We start from the raw sequence: 19519 nt of genomic DNA, 5'->3' as shown, positions 1-19519 counted from the left end.
CAAGCTGCCGATGGCGGTCGGGGTCGACCAGCGCGGTGAATCCTATGGCCTCCTGATCGACCAGATCGGCGAGGTGCTGCGGCTGCCCGACGACAGCCGCGAGGACAACCCGGTCAACCTCGATCCCCGCATGGCCAAGCTCGCCGGCGGCGTCCACCGCCTCGACGGCCAGCTCATGGTCGTCCTCGATGTCGATCGCGTGCTCGAACTGGTGCCCAGAACAGCTGCTGCAGCGTAACGCTCCGCCGCGGAGACGGCGGATCTACAAGGAGGCCAACACATGAAGACATGTCTTGTCGTCGACGATTCCGGAGTGGTGCGAAAGATCGCGCGCCGCATCCTCGAAGGAATGGAATTCACCGTCATCGAAGCCGAGGACGGCGCGGTCGCGCTCGAGGCCTGCAAGCGGGCGCTGCCGGACGCGGTGCTGCTCGACTGGAACATGCCCGTGATGGACGGCTTCGAATTCCTCGTGCAACTCCGCCGCATGCCGGGCGGCGACGTGCCGAAAGTGGTGTTCTGCACCACCGAGAACGGCATCGACCACATCTCGCGGGCGCTGCATGCCGGCGCCAACGAATACATCATGAAGCCGTTCGACAAGGACATCGTGATCGCGAAATTCCAGGAAGTCGGCCTGCTGGCGCTCGATACGCCGGCCGAAGCCTGACACCCAGTTTCACCCTTTCGTCCTTGCGAGGCTCCCGTGACGCCCCCCGACTACGAGTATCTGCGTAAACTCCTGAAGGACCATTCCGGTCTCGATCTGTCCGTGGACAAGCAATATCTGATCGAGAGTCGGCTGCTGCCGCTGGCGCGCAAATGCGGCTTGTCCGGCATTCCCGACCTGATCGCCAAGATCAAGGCCGGCTCGTCGACGCACACCGTCCAGGTGGTCGAGGCCATGACCACCAACGAAACGTTCTTCTTCCGCGACAAGGTGCCGTTCGACCATTTCCGCGACACCATCATGCCCGAGGTCCTGAAGGCGCGGGCCGCGCGCCGCAGCGTCCGGATCTGGTGCGCCGCAGGCTCGACCGGCCAGGAGCCCTATTCGCTGGCGATGTGCCTCAAGGAGATGGGCGCGGCGCTGGCGGGATGGCGGGTCGAGATCGTCGCGACCGATCTGTCGCAGGAGGTGCTGGAGAAGTCGAAGGCCGGCATCTACAGCCAGTTCGAGGTGCAGCGCGGGCTGCCGATCCAGATGCTGGTGAAGTATTTCAAGCAGTCGGGTGAGTTCTGGCAGATCAATCCCGAGTTGCGCGCGATGGTGCAGCACCGTCAGCTCAATCTGCTGCACGATTTCTCTCAGCTCGGTGCGTTCGACGTGGTGTTCTGCCGCAACGTGCTGATCTATTTCGATCAGGACACCAAGATTAACATCTTCAACCGTCTCGCCCGGTTGATGGAGGCCGACGGCTTCCTGGTGCTCGGCGCCGCCGAGACCGTGGTCGGCCTGACCGACACGTTCAAGCCGCTTCCCGAGCGGCGTGGCCTGTACCGGCCGAGCGGGGTGCGGGCGGCGCTGGCGATGCCGCGGCCTGCCATGGCGGTCGGATACTGAGCGATGACGGAGGACGGCAAATCCATCGAGCGTGTCACGTTCAGCCGGGGCGTCGATGTCTGCATCATGGCCATCGACGGCACCTGGCGGCGCGACTGCCAGCTCAATGCCATCTCCGACAACGACGCGTCGCTGACGGTCGAGGGTTCCATTCAGGGGCTCAACCTGAAGGAGTTCTTCCTGCTGCTGTCCTCGACCGGGCTCGCCTACCGCCGCTGCGAACTGGTCCGCGTCAACGGCACCGAAATGGACATCAGCTTCCTCAAGGGCAAGCCGAGCAAGCGGCGCTCGGCCGCCGACGAAGAGCGGGCCAGGGCCTGATGCCAAAGACCGACCCGGCTGGGCGGGCCGTACTTGCTGGAAATCAGGAATTGGAACGGATCGTCGCCTCGAGGGTTGGGCGTCGCCAGGACAATCCGCGCTGACGATCCCGGCGGTGGCCGGTCCGGCCGGTCAGTTCAGCAAGCTCGCCGGTGCCTCTGAATCGCGCAGCCGATCGAGCGCCATGCCGAGGTTGGCGTCGCAGGCCTTCAGGGTCGTGGACGCGACAGCGTAGCGTGGGGTGACGTCGTCGAGCACGAAGATGTCGGCGGCGGCGTCCTGCTCCGCCAGCAATGCCTCACGCGCGATCGCCGCCTCGATCAGCCGCAGGCTCGCCTGGACATGGCCGATCAGCGCGACCAGGTCTGTCACGATCAGGCTGTAGGGATCGTTGCCCTCGTCCAAGCACACCGCAACGCCATCCGCCGCTGCATTTTCCATGCATGTTTCTCCACTGCCCCCACTTTTAGGGAACGCGGTGCTACTTGTGCGTTAAGCGGACGTCCCGTACAAATACGGGTCCATTGATCGAGATGGTCGAACTGGTTCTTGTGCAGTCTGGGTAGCACGCTTCACCACTGATGGACGATGCATATGGTTGAGAATGGCGCTCCTCGCGGGGAAATCTTCGTAGTCGACGACGAACCCGCCGTTCGCGAGACGCTTTCCGTGGTCCTTTCGACCGCCGGTTACAAGGTGATCTGCTTTGCGGACGGCGCCGCGCTGCTCGCGGTGGCGCGCAGCAGGACGCCGGCCTGCATCCTGCTCGACGTACACATTCCCGGCAAATCCGGCCTCGATATCCTGCGGGAGCTCCACGGCGAGGACTACCCGGCGCCGATCTTCATGATTTCCGGCCAGGGCGACATTCAGATGGCGGTCAGCGCCATCAAGAACGGGGCGCTCGACTTCATCGAGAAGCCGTTCCGCGGCAACGAGATCGTCAGCCGCCTGAATGAGGCGATCGACGCCTATACCAGGCGCCAGGCCGAGACCTCGGCGTCGCGCATCGCGTCGCTGCACTTCCCGGGCCGCGAGCCGCTGACCCGCCGCGAACGCGAGGTGCTCGAGCAATTCACCGCGGGTGCCTCCAACAAGGAGGCCGGGCGTCACCTCGGGATCAGCCCGCGCACGATCGAGGACCACCGCGCCAACATCATGAAGAAGCTCGGCGCGCGCAATGCCGCCGATCTGGTCCGCATCGTGATGACGGCGCAGCAAAAGTAAGCCAAGGTCGGCCAAGGCTGGTTCACGCTCCGTCTTCCACATGGCGGAGTTTGTGCGCTGCACGCTCAGCGCGTGGTGCGGGCCAAGACCTATTTGCAAAACAAGACCTATTTGCAAAACAGGTGCGAGCGGCGAACGGCACGTCTGCACCGCGCGCGGGACGACACGTCCGGAATTCCTGTATATGCGTGGCGCAGGGCATGCGCGGCGGGAGCGCGCGCGTGCGAGCAATCTCGAGACATATGGCGCATCCAAGATGACCAAGAAGAACAAAACCCCGGAACAATTGCGCAGCGCGCGCTGGTTTGCGCCCGACGATTTGCGCGCCTTCGGCCATCGTTCGCGTGCGATGCAGATGGGTTACGCGCCGGAGGAATGGCGCGACCGGCCTGTCATCGCGATCATCAACACCTGGTCGGATGCGCAGCCTTGCCACATGCACTTCAAGAGCCGGGTCGATGACGTCAAACGCGGCGTGCTGATGGCCGGCGGCTTTCCGCTGGAGCTGCCGGCGCTGTCGCTGTCGGAATCGCTCTTGAAGCCGACCACAATGCTTTACCGCAACATGCTGGCGATGGATGCCGAGGAGCTGCTGCGCGGCCATCCGGTCGACGGCGTGGTGCTGATGGGCGGCTGCGACAAGACCACGCCCGCCCTGCTGCTCGGGGCCACCAGCATGAACCTGCCGGCGATCTATCTGCCGGCCGGGCCGATGCTGCGCGGCAACTGGAAGGGCAGGACGCTCGGCTCCGGCTCCGATGCCTGGAAATACTGGGACGAGCGCCGCGCCGGCAAGATTTCCGACAAGGACTGGGTCGACATGGAGGCCGGCATCGCCCGCAGCTATGGCACCTGCATGACCATGGGCACGGCCTCGACCATGACCGCGATCGCCGAAGCCATCGGCATGACCTTGCCGGGCGCCTCGTCGATCCCCGCGGCCGATGCCAACCACATCCGGATGAGCTCGGAGGCCGGCCGCCGCATCGTCGAGATGGTGTGGGAGGATCTGACACCGCAGAAGATCCAGAGCCGCAAGGCCTTCGAGAACGCGATCACGGTCGCGATGGCGATGGGCTGCTCGACCAACGCCATCATTCACCTCATTGCGCAGGCGCGTCGCGCCGGCCAGGACATTTCGCTCGATGATTTCGAGACCGCGAGCCGCAAGGTGCCTGTGATCGCCAATGTGCGGCCGAGCGGCGACGTCTATCTGATGGAGGATTTCTTCTACGCCGGCGGGCTGCCTGGCCTGATGAACCGGATCAAGCAGCACCTGCATCTCGACTGCATGACCGTGTCAGGCAAGACGCTCGGCGAGAACATCGCGGGCGCCGAAGTCCACAATGACGACGTCATTCGCACCGTCGACAATCCGATCTACAAGGAGGGCGCGCTCGCGGTGCTGAAGGGCAATCTCGCGCCCGACGGCTGCGTGATCAAGCCGAGTGCCTGCGATCCGCGCTTCCTGAAGCACACTGGACCTGCGCTGGTGTTCGACGACTATCCGTCGATGAAGAAGGCGGTCGACGACCCCGATCTCGATGTCACGGCCGATCACGTCTTGATCCTGCGCAATGCCGGCCCGCAGGGTGGGCCGGGCATGCCGGAATGGGGCATGCTGCCGATCCCGACCAAGCTGGTGAAGCAGGGCGTGCGCGACATGGTGCGGCTGTCGGACGCGCGCATGAGCGGCACCAGCTACGGCGCCTGCATCCTGCACGTCTCGCCGGAATCCTTTATCGGCGGCCCGCTGGCGCTGGTGATGAACGGCGACCGCATCACGCTCGACGTCGCCGCTCGCACCATCAATCTCGATGTGCCGGAGGCGGAGCTCGCCGCGCGCCGCGCAGCGTGGAAGCCGCCCGAAAAGCGCTTCGAGCGCGGCTATGGCTGGATGTTCTCGAAACACATCAAGCAGGCCAATGAGGGCTGCGACTTCGATTTCCTCGAGACCGGGTTCGGCCAGCCGGTGGGAGAGCCGTCGATTTATTAGTCCCTGTCATTCCGGGTGCGCAATTGCGCACCTGGGCGCGCGCGAAGCGCGAGCCCGGAATCCATCGGGCCGCATGCGCTGCGGTGAAATGGATTCCGGGCCTGCGCCTTCGGCGCATCCCGGAATGACGAATGGAGAGAGCGAGCAGGCCATGTCAAAACTCAGCGACTCTACCCGCAACAAGCTGAAATCCGTCTCCACCGCCACCGTCGCCACCGCGCTGTTCAAGCGCGGCTTGCGCATCCAGATGATCCAGGATGTGCATCCCCTGGGCCCGGATCAACCGACCATGGTCGGCGAAGCCTTCACGCTGCGCTACATGCCGGCGCGCGAGGACCTCAACACGATCGAGGTGTTTCGCGATCGCGCGCATCCGCAGCGCAAGGCGATCGAGGACTGCCCGCCGGGCGCGGTGCTCGTCATGGACAGCCGCAAGGATGCGCGTGCGGCCTCCGCCGGTGCGATCCTGGTGACGCGGCTGATGAAGCGCGGCTGCGCCGGCGTCGTCACCGATGGCGGTTTCCGCGATTCGGCCGAGATCGCCCGGCTCGGCTTCCCGGCGTTTCATCACCGCCCGAGCGCGCCGACCAACCTGACGCTGCATCAGGCGATCGAGATCAACGTTCCGATCGGCTGCGGCGACGCGCCGGTGTTTCCCGGCGATGTGATCCTCGGCGACAGCGACGGCGTCATCGTGATTCCCGCCCATCTCGCCGACGAGATCGCCAACGAGACTTTCGAGATGACGGCGTTCGAGGATTTCGTCACCGAGCAGGTCCAGAACGGCCGCGGCATTTTTGGTCTCTATCCCGCAACGGATGAGCAGACGTTGAAGGATTTCGCGGCCTGGCGGAAGGCGAAGGGAAGGTAGCAGCACCACGCATTCTCCGTCGTTTTTGACGAGCGATTGCCACGCACTCCGCCGTCGTCCCGGCGAAGGCCGGGACCCATAACCACAGGGCGGAGTTTGGCGAAGACTAGTAGTGCCGTGGTACTGCGACTTCCCCGCTCGATGGATCACGCGGTATGGGTCCTGGCTTTCGCCAGGACGACGATGGGGAGGTAGTGCGCGAGCTTGCCGAGCGCCGTAGCCCGGATAGAGCGAAGCGTAATCCGGGCTCTTACTTACCTCGCCCCGCTTGCGGGGAGAGGTCGGATCGCATCGCAGATGCGATCCGGGTGAGGGGGTACAGGTCTCACAGCAATCACAGCTCGCGGTAGCAGCCCCTCACCCCAACCCTCTCCCCGTAAGAACGGGGCGAGGGAGAAGTCACACCTCCGCCTTCTCCGCCATCCCCACAGCCCACAGTGCGAACGCATAGACGATCGCGACTTCATCCAACCGGTTGAAGCGGCCGGAGGCGCCGCCGTGGCCGGCGCCCATGTTGGTGCGCAGCAGCACCGGGCCGCCGCCGCGCATCGTGGCGCGCAGCCGTGCGATCCACTTCGCCGGCTCCCAATAGGTGACGCGCGGATCGGTGAGCCCGCCCATCGCGAGGATCGCCGGATAGTCCTTCGCCGCGACATTGTCGTAGGGCGAATAGGACAGGATGGTGCGGAAGTCCTTCTCGCTCTCGATCGGGTTGCCCCATTCCGGCCATTCCGGCGGCGTCAGCGGCAGCGTGTCGTCGAGCATGGTGTTGAGCACGTCGACGAACGGCACCTCGGCGACGATGCCGGCGAACAGCTCGCCGGCACGGTTGGCAACCGCGCCCATCAGCATGCCGCCCGCCGAGCCGCCATGGCCGACGATGCGTTTCTCACCCGTGTATTTCGCCTCGATCAGCGCGCGGCCGGCGGCGGCGAAATCGTCGAACGTGTTGGTCTTCTTCTCGCGCTTGCCGTCGAGATACCAGCCCCAGCCCTTGTCGGCGCCGCCGCGGATATGCGCGATCGCGTAGACGAAGCCGCGATCGACCAGCGACAGCCGGTTCGCCGCAAACGACGCCGGCATCGCCATGCCGTAGGAGCCGTAGCCATAGAGCAGCAGCGGCGCCTTGCCGTCGCGCACGAAATCCTTGCGATGCAGGATCGAGACTGGCACAAGCGCGCCGTCATGCGAGGTCGCCATGATGCGCGTGGTGACGTAGTCGGCCGGGTTGTGGCCGGACGGGATCTCCTGGCGCTTGCGGAGCACGCGTGCCCGCGTCGCCATGTCGTAGTCATAGACCTCCGACGGCGTCGTCATCGACGAGTAGGCGAACCGCAGATTGGTGGTGTCGAACTCGTAGCCGCCCATGGTGTCGAGCGAATAGGCCGCCTCGTCGAACGCGATCGCGTGCTCTTCGCCGCTCTTGAGATCGCGGATGATGATCGCCGGCAGCGCGTTGGCGCGCTCCAGCCGCACCATATGGCCGGCATAGAGCTCGACGTCGAGCACATAGACGCCCTCGCGATACGGGATCAGGTCGCGCCAGTTGGCGCGCTCGGGCGAGGCAAGCGGCGCGGTGACGACCTTGAAGTCGATGGCGTCGTCGGCATTGGTCAGGACGAACAGCTCGTCGCCGCGGTCCGCGATCGAATATTGCACGCCTTCCTCGCGTGCTGCGACCAGGCGCGGCGGCGCGTCCGGATTGGCAAGATCGATCAGTCGCTGCTCCGATGTCTCGTGGTCGCCACCGGCGATCACGCAGAAGCGGCCGCTCGCGCTCTCGTGCAGATGGGTGAACCAGCCGGAATCCTGCTCCTCGTAGATCAGGATGTCGTCGGCCTGCTTGGTGCCGAGCCTGTGCCGCCACACCTGCATCGGGCGGTGGTTGTCGTCGAGCTTGACGTAGAAGAAGCTCTTCGAATCCGCGGCCCAGACCACGCCGCCGTCGGTCTCCTCGACAAGGTCCTCGAGATCGCCGCCGGTTGCCCAGTCGCGCACCCGGATCGAGAAATACTCCGAGCCCTTGGTGTCGGCGCTCCAGGCATGGAGCTTGTGATCGTTGGAGTGCCGGCTGCCGCCGAACTTGAAATATTTGTGGTCCTTCGCCAGTGCGTCGCCGTCGAGCACGACATGCGCCTCGCCGCCGTCGCGCGGCGTGCGCGCGAACAGCTCGTGCTGGCCGCCCTCGCGGAACTTGCGGAAATAGGCGAACGGGCCGTCCGGCGACGGCACGCTGGAATCATCCTCCTTGATCCGGCCGCGCATCTCCTTGACCAGCCGCTTCTGCAGGCCGTCGGTATGGCCAAGCAGGCTCTCGGTGTAGCCGTTCTCGGCCTCGAGATAGCTCCGGATATCAGGATCGAGGATCGAGGGATCGCGCAGCACCTCCTGCCATTTCGGATCCTTGATCCAGGCATAGTCGTCGGTCACCGTGATGCCGTGGGTGGCGAAGGAATGCGGCCGGCGCGGCGCGACAGGGGGCGATGTCTTGGTGGATTGGGTCACACGATCCTCATGGTGCGGGGTTCCGCTTTATATCGGGATGAATGTGGCGATTGCCAGATGGGGCGGGATGGTTGAGAGCCCGATCTATCCCCGTCATTGCGAGCGGAGCGAAGCAATCCATCTCCCCGCTTGCTGAGGCGTGGATTGCTTCGTCGCTTCGCTCTTCGCAATGACGCAGAGGGAGGGACGCTACCCGTTCCGCAGCTTCGCGCCCGCGTTGCCGCCGGAGATCGGGATCTGATTCACCGCCAGCACCACAGCGAAGGTGATCACCAGCATCGCGATGCCGAGCACCGCGATCGCGGCGAGGTCGCCGCCTTCGTTGAGATCATAGATCAGGACCGACAGCACCTTGGTCTGCGAGGTGAACAGCACGATCGCGGCCGACAGTTCCCGCATCACGCCGATGAAGATGAAGCACCAGGTCGCGATCACGCCGGTGCGCAGCAACGGCGCGGTGATCTGGCGCAGCGCCTGCAATCGCGTCGCGCCGAGGATGCGGCTCGCTTCCTCGAGCTCGGGATGAATGGTCGCGAACGCCGCCTGCAATTGCTGGTAGGCGGAGGGCAAGTTGATGGTGAGGAACGCCAGCAGCAGGATCCACAGCGTGCCGTACAAAACGAAGGGCGGCCGCGTGTAGCTCAGGAACAGGCCGACGCCGAGCACGATGCCGGGCACGGCGACCGGCGCGGTAGCAAGGAAGCCGAGCGCGCGGTGGCCCGCGATCACCTTGCGGGTCGTGACATAGGCGATGACGAGCGCAAGGACGGTGCCGATCGTCGCGGTCGCGGTGCCCAGGATCACGGTGTTCTTCAACGCAAGTTGCGTCGACGACAGCTCGGTGAAAACGAAGACGATGTTGTGCAAGGTAGCCGTCGATGGCGTCACCAGCGTGGTGGCGTTGGGCGAGAACGCCGCGTTGAGCAGCGCGAGGTAAGGCAGGAAGACGGGATTGAGCAGCACCAGAAAGCAGAAGCCGAGCGCGGCCCAGCGCCAGCCGCGCAACTCGACCCGGCGCGGCGCGCCGTATTTGCCGCCGATCACCGAATAGCCGCGGCGCCCGAGCAGCGCCTTCTGTCCCTGCAGCAGCAGGATGGTCAGCACCAGCAGCGGCACGGCGGCGGCCGCCGCGAGCTCGAGCTTCGGCGGATACTGGAACAGGCTCCAGATCTTTGTCGTCATGGTGTGGAAGCCGGCCGGCAGCGCCAGGATCGCCGGCGAGCCGAACAGCGTCATCGCCTGCAGGAAGGCGATCAGCGCGCCTGCGACCAGCGCCGGCAGCGCGAGCGGGATCGTCACCCGCCGCGCGGTGGTCCAGGCATTGCCGCCGAGGATCGCCGAGGCGTCTTCGAGCTCGCCCGGCATGGTGTCGAGCGCATTGGCCACCAGCACGAACACGAACGGGAACGTGTAGCAGGAGATCACGAAGATGATCCCGGTCATCGAATAGATGTTGAACAGCGCGTCCGCATCCTCGCCGGCGAACAGCCGGTAGAGCTGGTTGAGCAGCCCCGAATTCGGCGCCGCCAGCAATTCCCAGGCGACCGCGCCGAGGAACGGCGGCGTCACGAACGAGGCCGTCACCAGCGCGCGGATGGTCTGCCGGCCCGGCATATCCGTGCGCGACACCAGCCAGCTGATCGGCGCCGCGACGATGCAGCAGATCAGCGCCGACGTGGTCGCGATGATCGCGGTCGTCAGCAGCGGATCGAGGAAATCGGGATTGCTGAACAGCGTGACGAAGTTGGCAAGCGTCGGATGGCGGTTCTTGTCGGTGAAGGCGAATACCGCGAGCCACGACAGCGGCAGCAGGATCAGCAGGAAGAGCACGGCCGCGAACAGCCACAGCACCGGGCGTGTCCAGTCGATGCGGGGGCGAGGGGTGGGGGAGGTGGTGGTTGTGACGGTCATGCGAGATATCTCCCCTCGTCATTCCCGGTGCGCAATTGCGCACCTGGGGCATCGCGAAGCGATGAGCCCGGAATCCATTTCACCACAGCGAATGCGACCCGATGGATTCCGGGCTCGCGCCATCCAAGTCGCTGCTGCCGACTTGGACACTAAAATCTGCCGAACTCGGGTAAACCCGAGTTCGGATGGCGCGCCCCGGAATGACGTCGGTGGGTATGGTGGCGTCGCGTCGCATCCTCACACCCGAAACAGCCGCGCGTAGCGTGTCTTGATCTCCTCGGTCATCGCCTCGACGCTCGCCGGATCCTCCTTCATCAGCTTGATGTCGGAGAGCTTGCGCCGGCCGGCCTTCGGCTGCACCTGCGCGTGAACCGAATGTTGGCCGGTGAAGTCGACGAAGAATTGCTGGGTCTTTCGGGTATGCAGCCAAGCCTGGAACAGCTTTGCGCCGTTCGGATGCGGCGCTGTGGCGAAGATTCCGGTCGGACCCGAGATCGTCGGCGTGCCCTCGGTCGGATAGACCGGCTCGACCGGCTGGCCGGCTTCCTTGAGCAGCACGATGCCGTATTCATTGCCGTCGGCCATCACAGCGCGCTCGCCGAGCGCGAGCTTCTTCGGCGGATCGGTCGAGGACTGCACCTGCATCACGCGCTGCTTGGAGAGTTTCTCCAGATACGGCCAGCCGAGCTCGCGGACGATCTGGAACGTGGTGGTCATGATGGTGCCGCTATAGGCCGGATGGCCCTTCACCATCTTGCCCATCCACTTCGGATCGAGCAGGTCGGCAAAGCTCTTCGGCGCATCCTCGGCTTTCACCAAATTGGTGTTGTAGGCGATCGACGACAGCCACAGCCGCGTCGTCACGGCCATGCCGTCGGGGTCGCGGTAATTGTCGGGAAAATGCTTCGCGACGTCGTCGGGCACGAACGGCATCAGCCAGCCGCTCTTCTTCCAGCGAATGAAGTGGGAGGCATCGGCGCTGTTGACGACGTCGGCGGTATGGATGTTGGAATCGAACTCCTGCGCCACGCGCTGGAACAGTCGCTCGGAACCGGAGCGCTCGATCTGCACCGTGATCCCTGGATAGGCCGCCTCGAATGCCTTGCCGAGCTTTTCGCCGACCGGCAGGTCCATCGACGAATAGAACACCAGCTTGCCTTCCTTGGTCGCGGCCGCGACCAAGTCGGACGTGATCGCGACCGGCTCGGGCGCTGCGGCGCGTGCGGGCGACGCGAACACCGTGCCGGCCGCAAGCGCCGCCGAGGCTTTCAGGACATCGCGTCTGGAAATCTTGTTCCGCATCGCGTCCCTCCGCTTCTTGTTGTTATCGGCCGAGCGCCCGGCAGCGCTCGGGCGGCAGTGTCAGCCAGACCTCGCTGCCCTTCTCGACCGCGGTTTCGGTCGGCGTGGTCACCCGCAGCGAGGCGCCGTCAGCGGTTTCAACCATGTAGTCGCGGTTCATGCCGAGATAGACCTGCCGCGTCACGACGGCCTTGAGCGTGTTTGGCGTGGCTGCGGGCGGTTGCGTCGAGAGCAGGATCTCATGCTGGCGGATCGCGACCGGCGCGCTCTGACCGGCGGTGAGCCTGGCGCCGACCACCGCGAGCGTCGCGCCGGCGAACTCGACATGGGTGGCGTCGCGCGCGGTGCCCTTGATCACATTCGCCGCACCAATGAAGCGCGCGACGAATTCGGATTCCGGTCGCGCGTAGATGTCCTCAGGGCTGCCGAGCTGGTCGATCTTGCCGGCGTTCATCACCGCGATCAGGTCGGCGGTCGTCATCGCCTCGGACTGGTCGTGAGTGACGTAGACCGTGGTGTAGCGATATTCGTCATGCAGGCGGCGGATCTCGAACCGCATCTCCTCGCGCAGATTGGCATCGAGATTGGACAGCGGCTCGTCGAGCAGCAGCGTCTCGGGGCCGACGATCAGCGCCCGCGCCAGCGCGACGCGTTGCTGCTGGCCGCCGGACAGCTCGCCGGGATAGCGTTGCGCCAGCGGTTCCAGCTTGGTGGTCGCCAGGATCGCGGCGAGCTTTTTCGCGATGCTGTCGCGGTCCATTTTGCGCAGGCGCAGCCCGTAGACGATGTTCTCCGCCACCGTCATGTGCGGCCACAGCGCGTAGCTCTGGAAGATCATTGACATGTTGCGCTGCTCGGGCGGCAGCGTGCGTGCCTTCGACGACACCACGCGGTCGCGACGCGGATCTCGCCGTCGGATGGTTCGAGGAAGCCTGCGATCAGCCGCAGCGTCGTGGTCTTGCCGCAGCCGGACGGCCCGAGCAGGCAGACCAGCTGGCCGTGATCGATCGTGAGCGAGACATCGTCAACCGCGACAAACGATCCAAACCGCTTGACCAGCCCGCGCAATTCCACCGATGCCAAGCGATCCCTCCATTTTGTTGTTCGCAGGGATCAGTGCCCGGCTGTTGCCGGCAGTAAAGCGGAAAACGATGACGGCGAAAAGTGGCGGTGCCTTCTCAATAAGTCGTGGCTGGTCCTAGCTCCGTCATCCCAAAAAATGAGCAATCGCACAGCCGTCATTGCGAGGAGCGATAGCGACGAAGCAATCCATCGCTCCACTTGCACGGAACCATGGATTGCTTCGCTTCGCTCGCAATGACGAGGAGAGCGAAGCTCTACGCCTTCACGTTCTCGCCGAGCCACTGGATGGCGGCGTCGGCGCCGGCTTTGCCGTGGGGGATATTCAGGGCTGTCAGCGCGACCTCGATGACGCCGAGAGTGCCGAGAATCATCGGCGCGTTGACGTGGCCCATATGCGCGATGCGGAAGGCTTGGCCCTGCAGATCGCCGATGCCGGTGCCGAGCACGACGCCGCATTTCTCCTTGGCGTAGCGCTGGATAGCGGCGGGATCGGCGCCCTTCACGGTCACGGTCGTCACCGTGTTGGAGCGCTCATTGGGCTCGGCGATGTTGAAGCCGAGCACCTGGCCCTCGCCCCAGACCGCAACCGCGCGCCGCACCGCCTCGCCGAGCAGGCGATGCCGCTCGAAGGCGTTCGCCAGCCCTTCGGCGTGCAGCATGTTGATCGCCTCGCGCAGCGCGAACAGCAGATGCACCGGCGCGGTGCCGGCATATTTGCGGTAGTGCTCGCTGCCTTCGCGCTCGGTCCAGTCCCAATAGGGCGTGCGCAGATCGGCCTTCTTGTGGGCGTCCCAGGCGCGATCACTGGCGGCGACGAAGCCGAGGCCGGGCGGCGTCATCAGGCCCTTCTGCGAGCCGCTCATTGCGACGTCGACATACCATTTGTCCATCTCGAACGGCATGCAGCCGAGCGAGGCGACGGTGTCGACCATGAACAGCGCGGGGTGGCCGGCTGCCTTGATCGCCTTGCCGATCGCCTCGATGTCGTTGTAGGCGCCCGATGCGGTGTCGACCTGCACCACTAGGATCGCTTTGATCTTGTGTTCCTTGTCGCGCCGCAGCCGCTCCTCGACCTCGGCCGGTCGGATCGCGCGACGCCAGTCGCCTTTCAGCACCTCGACATCGGCGCCCATCGCGGCGGCGGCCATGCCCCAGCCGATCGCGAAGCGGCCGCTTTCCAGCACCAGCACCTTGTCGCCGCGCGACAGCACGTTGGAGAGCGTCGCCTCCCAGGCGCCATGGCCGTTGGAGATGTAGATGTAGGATTTGCCCGCGGTGGCGAACAGGTTCGAGAGATCGCGCAGCAGGCTTTCGGTCAGCTCGACCATCTCGCTGGAGTAGATGTCGAGCGCCGGGCGGTGCATCGCCTGCAGCACCTGATCAGGCATCGTGGTGGGCCCGGGGATGGCCAGAAATTCCCGGCCCGCGCGAACGGTCATCGTCCTGTTCCTTTTGGGTAAAGCAACGCAAATCATGCGTGTGAGGGGTCAAGGGGAGAGAATATTCCATCGCAGCACGGATTGCGAGCAGGTCGAAGCAATCCAGCGTTTCCAAAAGCGCGGGGCACTCCCCTATTTGCCAATCGATTCGACCACCGCGCGCCAGATCTGGTCCTTGAACTCGGTCGCAGCGGGGCTCGGGATCTGTGCGACCGCGCCATGGTTCTTGCTGCAGGCTTCGACCAGCCGCAGCACCCAGATTTCGCCGTCGGTGTAATAGAGGTCGCCGCCGCCATTGTGCCCGTCGAAGGTCGGGCCGATGCCCGTGACCTGGTACTTCGCTGTGACCATGCCGGCGGACTCGAGGTCGGTGGCAAGCAGCGCACGTTCGGCGTCGAGGTCGGGGGAAATGTGATGGGTCACCGCGCCGGTGTAGTGGCTGACGCCGACACTGCGGTCGAGCGTCGCGGCGCCAAGCCACACCGGGCGCTTCTCCTGGCCCTGGTCGAGCACTTTCCAGAACCGGACATGGTTGCGGCGATCCGCGCTCGTTCCAACCGGCCGCTCGAAGGCGAGGTCTTCACGGCGGCCGAGATAGAACAGGTTGCTCACCGGCGCATCCTTGTAGGGACGATCGAGCAGTACGGAGCCGACGATCTCGATCGAGGATTTCAGCGTGACCGGATCGGCCGGAAACCAGCCGGCCTCGTGCATCGCGCAGACCACGTCCTTGGTGTCGCCGATCAGCCCGACATTCATCGGGTCGCCGGGAATGCCCTGCGCGGTGCGGGTCACCATCGGCAAATTGGCGAGGCCTTTCTGGTGTTCGTAATGCGTCCACAGCGCCGGCAGCACCAGATAGGCCGCGATCAGGTAGATGGCCAGCACGAACAGCAGCAGCTGCAGATAGCGCAGGCGGTTGCGTCGGCGCGCCGCAGGCGGGTTGATCTCGACATCGGTCACGAAGCTCTCCTTACCTCTCCCGCTTGCGGGGGAGGGGGCGCATCGCCGATGCGGCTGCACGTCAATCTCATTCGATCAAACGTTAGCGCCGCGTCTCGCGGCAGCCGGCGGCTTCGGCTTCCTCGACCGAGCAGAACCAGCGCGTGCCCTTGCTGATCTTCATCTCGATCTTGGCGTACCAGCGGCTGCTACGTTGGTGGAAGATGCATTCGCCGGAGCGATTGACGTTGCCCTTGATGGTGCAGTCGGGCGAAGGCGCCACCGGGCCTGAGGCGGATGCGAGCAGAATCGAGTGGGCACTCTCCGGCACCTTCACGGCGCCGAGCACGGTGGTCTTCTTGTTGCGCACGCGCCAGTCCCACGGCGCGATGAACGCGCCCTGCCACATCCCGGCTTTTGCCTCACGCGCGGCTTTTTCGTCCGGTTCGTAGTCGTGCGAGATGCGGGGGAAGGCCAGCGCCCAGCCGTTCTCGACCATCCACTTCTGGATGTCCTCGCCATCGACCTCGCAGCGCGCGATGGTGCGGCCGCGGCGATCGACCGAGCGGGCGTGGCAGGTCCAGCTCTTGTTGCCGGCATGCTTGATCAGCTCGTCGCGCGCGGCGACGCCGCAGGTCCAGCGCTCACCCTTGGTGTTGAGGCAGAGCTGGTCGGTCGACGGTGCGTCGATGCCGCCGAGCCGGATCTTGACGCTGCCGATCATCAGCTGGTCGCCATCGCGGATCTTCGGCACGCCGGTGATGTCGGCGGCGACAGCCAGCGTCGGCAGCGATAGCAGCAGGCCAGCAGTGAACAGCGTCTTGAACATCGGCATTCCCGGCCAAGGTTTAGCGTTTATCGGTCAGTGCCCAAGGATTGTGCGGGCAATTGGGCAACCGTGCCAGTGGTGTCGCGTTTCCGCCAGTTTCAACTTCGCGTCATCCCCCTCCGCGATGCCATCCTCCCCTGGAGGGGTCGAGACGAGCGAAGCTCGCTCTGGGATCGGTTCGCATGAAGCGACGCGCAATGCGAGCCGAGGTGGGGTGACGGTCTATCCACTCGGGTAGTGCCCGTGTTGAGAGATCACCCCGCCCCGCATCGTATCTTGCTTCGCGCGATGCGACCCTCCCCCTCCAGGGGAGGGTGAAGTCCGTAGGATGGGTGGAGCGAAGCGATACCCATCATCTCACCATGCGGATAAAATCGATGGGTATCGCTGCGCTCCACCCATCCTACGCGACCACCATTCGCTTCCTCGCCAGCGCGAGGGCCATCAGCACGAACGCCGACGTCACCTCGGGCCCGCCGACCAGGATGCGCGTCGCGTCTTCATCTTGTTCCACTCATAGGCCTTGTAGGGGCCCTTGCGGCCGCCCTCGCCGAGGCTCTGCACGATGCAGTGCAGCGCCGGCGTGAAGGTCGAGACCTCGGCGCCGAGATGCGCCAGCGCCATCAGCGCCAGTGCGGCGTCGAACGGGTTCATCTCATGGGTGATCAACTCGCCCTGGACATAGCCGAGCACGCGGGCGCGGATCAGCGCGAACACGTTGCCGGGATCGATCACGCGCTGCGCCGCCAGCGGCAGCGCGATGAAGGCGGCATAGCAGCGGCCGAAATAGGCCGAATACAGCTCGGGCAGATAGTAGATGTGCGAGCGCGAATTTTTGAACGCGCCGCTTTCGACCAGCCTCTTCTGGAAGGCGATGATGCGATGCACCGTCTCCAGCCGCTGCGGCGTCTCGATGATCTGCCAGCGGGCGAGGTTGCGGAACGAGACCTCGAGGATGTCGAGGTTCAGCGTCGGGTCGAGATCGTTCCCATACGGCCGCTCGCCGGCGAGATTGTCGATCCAGGTGACGACGCCGCCCTCATAGTCGATGTTGTCGTTGAGCGGCACGGTGACAACAGGCTCGTTGGCGCCCGCGCGCACCTGGTAACCGCGGTAGAAGTCGAGCAGCGGCTGGCGCAGGATCGGATCGTCGGAGCCGGCTTGCGTGGCGGCCGAGAACGAACACGCGGTGGTGTCGCAATCGGGCACATAGACGCCGAAGCCGAGGTCCTGCTTGATCTGGGCGAAGAACCGCGAGAAGCGCGGATGCCGCCCCGGCGCCAGCGCCGTGACCACCCGTACATTGGAGCCGTCATGCGACGGCACTTCCTCGGCGCTGGTCTTGAGACAGAAGTCCACCATGTCGGCGATGGCGCGCCGCGCCGCGCCCGCCTCATCCGGTGACGCCAGCCCGGTCTCGACAAAGCCGAGCAGCGCCTCTGTGAAGAACGCGTCGTAATAGGCCGAGCGGTGGCGGATCTGCACCGGCTCCCACATCGGCTCGGCGATGCCGCGCATGGCGGGTCGATCAGCGCGCGCGCCGGCGAATGCGCGATGAAGATCCGGGCCAGGCTGAACAACAAGGTCGAATTCTTGTAGCCGCGCGCGTTCAGCCCGGTCAGCGCCATCAGCATCTCGCGCCCGCCGATGTCGGCATCGCCGATCAGGTTGAAGGCGGCATAGGTCGGGATGAAGCCGTTCTTGCCGAACGAGCCGAGCAGATGCGCGCCGGTCTTGCGGATCACGCGGTCGATCTCGGCGGTCCCGGGCGGGCGCGCCGGTGTGGTCGCGGCCGGCGGGGCCGGGTGGCGCACGCCGATGCCGTCCATCAGCTCGGCGACCGGGGCGCCGATCGCGGCCCAGTCCGGCGCCTCGGCGTCGCGTGCCTCGGTCAGCGCCGCGCGCAGGCCGGCGAGGCGGTCGGGGTCCTTCAGCGCCGGCAGGCCGGTGCGGCGGAGCAGCGCGCGCAGCGGCGGATTGCCGAGCGCGGTCCGGTAGAACTTTCCGAGATGAGGATCGCCGCCGCGATAGGCCTGCAATACTGGGTCGCAAACGTCGTAAAGCGATGGGCCGTCCTTTTTGACGGTCAGCGCCCGGCACACCCCCCCGGCGATCTCGTGAAGGCTCATGAATCCCTTTCTCAAGGAACCGGTTAACGCCGCCGCCCCGGCGGTGTTTCCCCCGGTCCTCCCCCAAACGCGCAAGCCTTTGGAAAGCTACATGAATCCGTACAAAACACAAATGTGATCGATATCACGTAACGGGATTTTAACGGCGTCAATGGCCTGTGCCGGTCGGCAGCATGCGGCAAACCGGGTTGCCCCGGCCGGCGTCCGGGCTAAGGGAGTGTTTGTTGCGGCGCCGCAAATTGAGCTCAATTCACCGGCACAGACAGCTCAACCCCATTAAACCTGACGGCCACTGACGCGTTTACCCGGCGCGATTTCGTTCGAGCGTTATCGGGAAGAGGATTGGGATTAGGAACGCCATGAACCTTAGGCAGCTTCAACTTTCCCGTCGCACCATCGCCGTTTGTGTGGCGGTGGCCGGCACGGTGTCGCTGGCGATCGGCGCCCATGCCGCGCTCAACAAGCGGACACCGGATGTTGCCAAGGGCGGCGATAAGGCCGTTGCCATCGGGCTGACCGGCAGCATTCCGGCCGGCGCCTCCCGTCTCGCACTGATCATCGGCAACGGTCATTACCCGGACGCAGCGGCCCCGCTGGCCCAGCCGATCAACGATGCCCGCACGCTGTCCTCAGCGCTGCGCCACGAGGGTTTTGACGTCGACGTGGTCGAGGATGCGACCAAGGACGACATGTTCCGCGCGGTCGAGCGCATGAAGGCCAAGATCCGCCCCGACACCGTCGTGATGCTGTTCTTCGGCGGCTACGGCGTGCAGGTGGGTCGTGAAAGTTACATGATCCCGGTCGATGCCACGATCTGGAAGGAAGCCGACGTCAAGCGCACCGGCGTCAGCGTCGAGTCCGTGCTCGATGCGATGAAGGAGCGCGGCGCCAAGGCCAAGCTCGTGGTGCTCGATGCCTCCAGGCGCAATCCCTATGAGCGCCGCTTCCGCGCGTTCTCGCACGGCCTCGCGCCGATCAGCCCGCCCGAGAACACCATCGTGCTGAGCTCGGCGACGCCGGGCAAGGTCGCCGACGATTCCAAGGGCGCCAACAGCGTCTTGGTCTCGGAGCTGATCAACAACCTCAACGCCCAGGCCGGCGCCGAAAGCGCCTTCAACAAGACCCGCGTCGCGATCTCCCGCGCCAGCGAAGGCGAGCAGGTGCCGAGCGTGTCGTCCTCGCTGCTGGAAGACATCAAGCTCGGCGGCTGAGGCCGGGCGCGTCCTGCGCGCGTGAGCCCCGCGCATTCATCCTATAATCACAAGCACGCTGTGTGGAGAGAACCCCTCTCCCCCAACCCTCCCCCGCAAGGGGGGAGGGAGCCGGACAGGCGTGCTCACCTCACGTCGCCTAACTGCGTATTGCCTACATCGCAGCTGATGTGAGGGACGCACCGGCGG

At 65.2% G+C, this 19519-nt stretch carries 17 protein-coding genes and 1 pseudogene; 8 read left to right on the top strand and 10 right to left on the bottom strand.

The window, feature by feature from the left end; all coding sequences use genetic code 11:
• The 4 genes from AKN84_RS42000 to AKN84_RS41985 all read left to right on the top strand — a co-directional run.
• On the top strand, positions 1-238 hold a 238-nt coding region (locus AKN84_RS42000), incomplete at its 5' end, for a chemotaxis protein CheW (protein ID WP_193399721.1).
• 42 nt (positions 239-280) lie between these two features.
• Positions 281-670 carry a response regulator gene (locus AKN84_RS41995; protein ID WP_050426204.1) on the top strand — a complete coding sequence of 130 codons (390 nt, stop codon included), beginning with the start codon at positions 281-283 and terminating at the stop codon, positions 668-670.
• A 36-nt stretch (positions 671-706) separates the two neighbouring features.
• A complete protein-coding gene (locus AKN84_RS41990; protein WP_050426203.1) occupies positions 707-1564 on the top strand; it encodes a CheR family methyltransferase in 858 nt (285 codons plus the stop codon).
• A gap of 3 nt (positions 1565-1567) precedes the next feature.
• A complete protein-coding gene (locus AKN84_RS41985; protein WP_050426202.1) occupies positions 1568-1885 on the top strand; it encodes a hypothetical protein in 318 nt (105 codons plus the stop codon).
• A gap of 132 nt (positions 1886-2017) precedes the next feature.
• Here the strand turns inward: AKN84_RS41985 and AKN84_RS41980 are convergent, their stop codons facing one another.
• A complete protein-coding gene (locus tag AKN84_RS41980) occupies positions 2018-2326 on the bottom strand; it encodes a hypothetical protein (protein WP_050426201.1) in 309 nt (102 codons plus the stop codon).
• A 153-nt stretch (positions 2327-2479) separates the two neighbouring features.
• On the opposite strand from AKN84_RS41980, the gene AKN84_RS41975 reads away from it, so the two are divergent.
• The 3 genes from AKN84_RS41975 (at position 2480) to AKN84_RS41965 (ending at position 5979) form a co-directional block, all read left to right on the top strand.
• Positions 2480-3112 carry a response regulator transcription factor gene (locus AKN84_RS41975; RefSeq protein ID WP_050426207.1) on the top strand — a complete coding sequence of 211 codons (633 nt, stop codon included), beginning with the start codon at positions 2480-2482 and terminating at the stop codon, positions 3110-3112.
• 256 nt (positions 3113-3368) lie between these two features.
• Positions 3369-5108 carry an L-arabinonate dehydratase gene (gene araD, locus AKN84_RS41970; protein ID WP_050426206.1) on the top strand — a complete coding sequence of 580 codons (1740 nt, stop codon included), beginning with the start codon at positions 3369-3371 and terminating at the stop codon, positions 5106-5108.
• Positions 5109-5259: 151 nt separating this feature from the next.
• Positions 5260-5979, top strand: a complete 720-nt coding sequence (locus AKN84_RS41965; RefSeq protein ID WP_050426205.1) for a ribonuclease activity regulator RraA — start codon at positions 5260-5262, stop codon at positions 5977-5979.
• 399 nt (positions 5980-6378) lie between these two features.
• Here AKN84_RS41965 and AKN84_RS41960 read toward each other — a convergent pair whose 3' ends face one another.
• The 9 genes and pseudogenes from AKN84_RS41960 to AKN84_RS41925 form a co-directional block, all read right to left on the bottom strand.
• Positions 6379-8484 carry a S9 family peptidase gene (locus tag AKN84_RS41960; RefSeq protein WP_050426200.1) on the bottom strand — a complete coding sequence of 702 codons (2106 nt, stop codon included), beginning with the start codon at positions 8482-8484 and terminating at the stop codon, positions 6379-6381.
• 189 nt (positions 8485-8673) lie between these two features.
• The gene (locus AKN84_RS41955; protein WP_050426199.1) at positions 8674-10395 is read right to left on the bottom strand and encodes an ABC transporter permease; all 1722 of its coding nucleotides are present in this window, start codon (positions 10393-10395) and stop codon (positions 8674-8676) included.
• A gap of 237 nt (positions 10396-10632) precedes the next feature.
• A complete protein-coding gene (locus AKN84_RS41950; RefSeq protein WP_050426198.1) occupies positions 10633-11697 on the bottom strand; it encodes a substrate-binding domain-containing protein in 1065 nt (354 codons plus the stop codon).
• Positions 11698-11719: 22 nt separating this feature from the next.
• Positions 11720-12541: an ABC transporter ATP-binding protein gene (locus tag AKN84_RS50200; RefSeq protein WP_283805588.1), complete on the bottom strand. Its 822-nt coding sequence runs from the start codon at positions 12539-12541 to the stop codon at positions 11720-11722.
• Positions 12532-12771, bottom strand: coding sequence for an ATP-binding cassette domain-containing protein (locus AKN84_RS50195; RefSeq protein WP_283805589.1), 240 nt, complete (start codon positions 12769-12771; stop codon positions 12532-12534). The genes AKN84_RS50200 and AKN84_RS50195 overlap by 10 nt, the downstream gene beginning before the upstream one ends.
• Before the next feature lie 263 nt (positions 12772-13034).
• Positions 13035-14219, bottom strand: a complete 1185-nt coding sequence (locus AKN84_RS41940) for a pyridoxal-phosphate-dependent aminotransferase family protein (RefSeq protein ID WP_050426197.1) — start codon at positions 14217-14219, stop codon at positions 13035-13037.
• A 132-nt stretch (positions 14220-14351) separates the two neighbouring features.
• Entirely contained in the window at positions 14352-15182 is an 831-nt protein-coding gene (locus AKN84_RS41935; protein ID WP_050426196.1) for an LssY C-terminal domain-containing protein, read from the bottom strand.
• An 82-nt stretch (positions 15183-15264) separates the two neighbouring features.
• Positions 15265-15990: a thermonuclease family protein gene (locus AKN84_RS41930; protein ID WP_128971653.1), complete on the bottom strand. Its 726-nt coding sequence runs from the start codon at positions 15988-15990 to the stop codon at positions 15265-15267.
• A 403-nt stretch (positions 15991-16393) separates the two neighbouring features.
• Positions 16394-18119: pseudogene (locus tag AKN84_RS41925) on the bottom strand (hypothetical protein).
• Positions 18120-18478: 359 nt separating this feature from the next.
• On the opposite strand from AKN84_RS41925, the gene AKN84_RS41920 reads away from it, so the two are divergent.
• Positions 18479-19330: a caspase family protein gene (locus AKN84_RS41920; protein ID WP_050426194.1), complete on the top strand. Its 852-nt coding sequence runs from the start codon at positions 18479-18481 to the stop codon at positions 19328-19330.
• The last annotated feature ends 189 nt before the right edge of the window (positions 19331-19519 follow it).

It is taken from the genome of Bradyrhizobium tropiciagri, assembly GCF_001189845.1.
Classification (GTDB): domain Bacteria; phylum Pseudomonadota; class Alphaproteobacteria; order Rhizobiales; family Xanthobacteraceae; genus Bradyrhizobium; species Bradyrhizobium tropiciagri.
The sequence above is the reverse complement of the archived record's forward strand: the minus strand, read 5'-3'. Positions and strand labels throughout refer to the sequence as shown.

Bases quoted from the DNA above. Each gene is read 5' to 3' on its own strand.
- AKN84_RS41995 (WP_050426204.1), top strand. From the start codon at position 281: ATGAAGACATGTCTTGTCGTCGACGATTCCGGAGTGGTGCGAAAGATC.
- AKN84_RS41985 (WP_050426202.1), top strand. From the start codon at position 1,568: ATGACGGAGGACGGCAAATCCATCGAGCGTGTCACGTTCAGCCGGGGC.
- AKN84_RS41980 (WP_050426201.1), bottom strand. From the start codon at position 2,326: ATGGAAAATGCAGCGGCGGATGGCGTTGCGGTGTGCTTGGACGAGGGC.
- AKN84_RS41975 (WP_050426207.1), top strand. From the start codon at position 2,480: ATGGTTGAGAATGGCGCTCCTCGCGGGGAAATCTTCGTAGTCGACGAC.
- araD (WP_050426206.1), top strand. From the start codon at position 3,369: ATGACCAAGAAGAACAAAACCCCGGAACAATTGCGCAGCGCGCGCTGG.
- AKN84_RS41965 (WP_050426205.1), top strand. From the start codon at position 5,260: ATGTCAAAACTCAGCGACTCTACCCGCAACAAGCTGAAATCCGTCTCC.
- AKN84_RS41955 (WP_050426199.1), bottom strand. From the start codon at position 10,395: ATGACCGTCACAACCACCACCTCCCCCACCCCTCGCCCCCGCATCGAC.
- AKN84_RS41950 (WP_050426198.1), bottom strand. From the start codon at position 11,697: ATGCGGAACAAGATTTCCAGACGCGATGTCCTGAAAGCCTCGGCGGCG.
- AKN84_RS50200 (WP_283805588.1), bottom strand. From the start codon at position 12,541: ATGTCAATGATCTTCCAGAGCTACGCGCTGTGGCCGCACATGACGGTG.
- AKN84_RS41940 (WP_050426197.1), bottom strand. From the start codon at position 14,219: ATGACCGTTCGCGCGGGCCGGGAATTTCTGGCCATCCCCGGGCCCACC.
- AKN84_RS41930 (WP_128971653.1), bottom strand. From the start codon at position 15,990: ATGTTCAAGACGCTGTTCACTGCTGGCCTGCTGCTATCGCTGCCGACG.
- AKN84_RS41920 (WP_050426194.1), top strand. From the start codon at position 18,479: ATGAACCTTAGGCAGCTTCAACTTTCCCGTCGCACCATCGCCGTTTGT.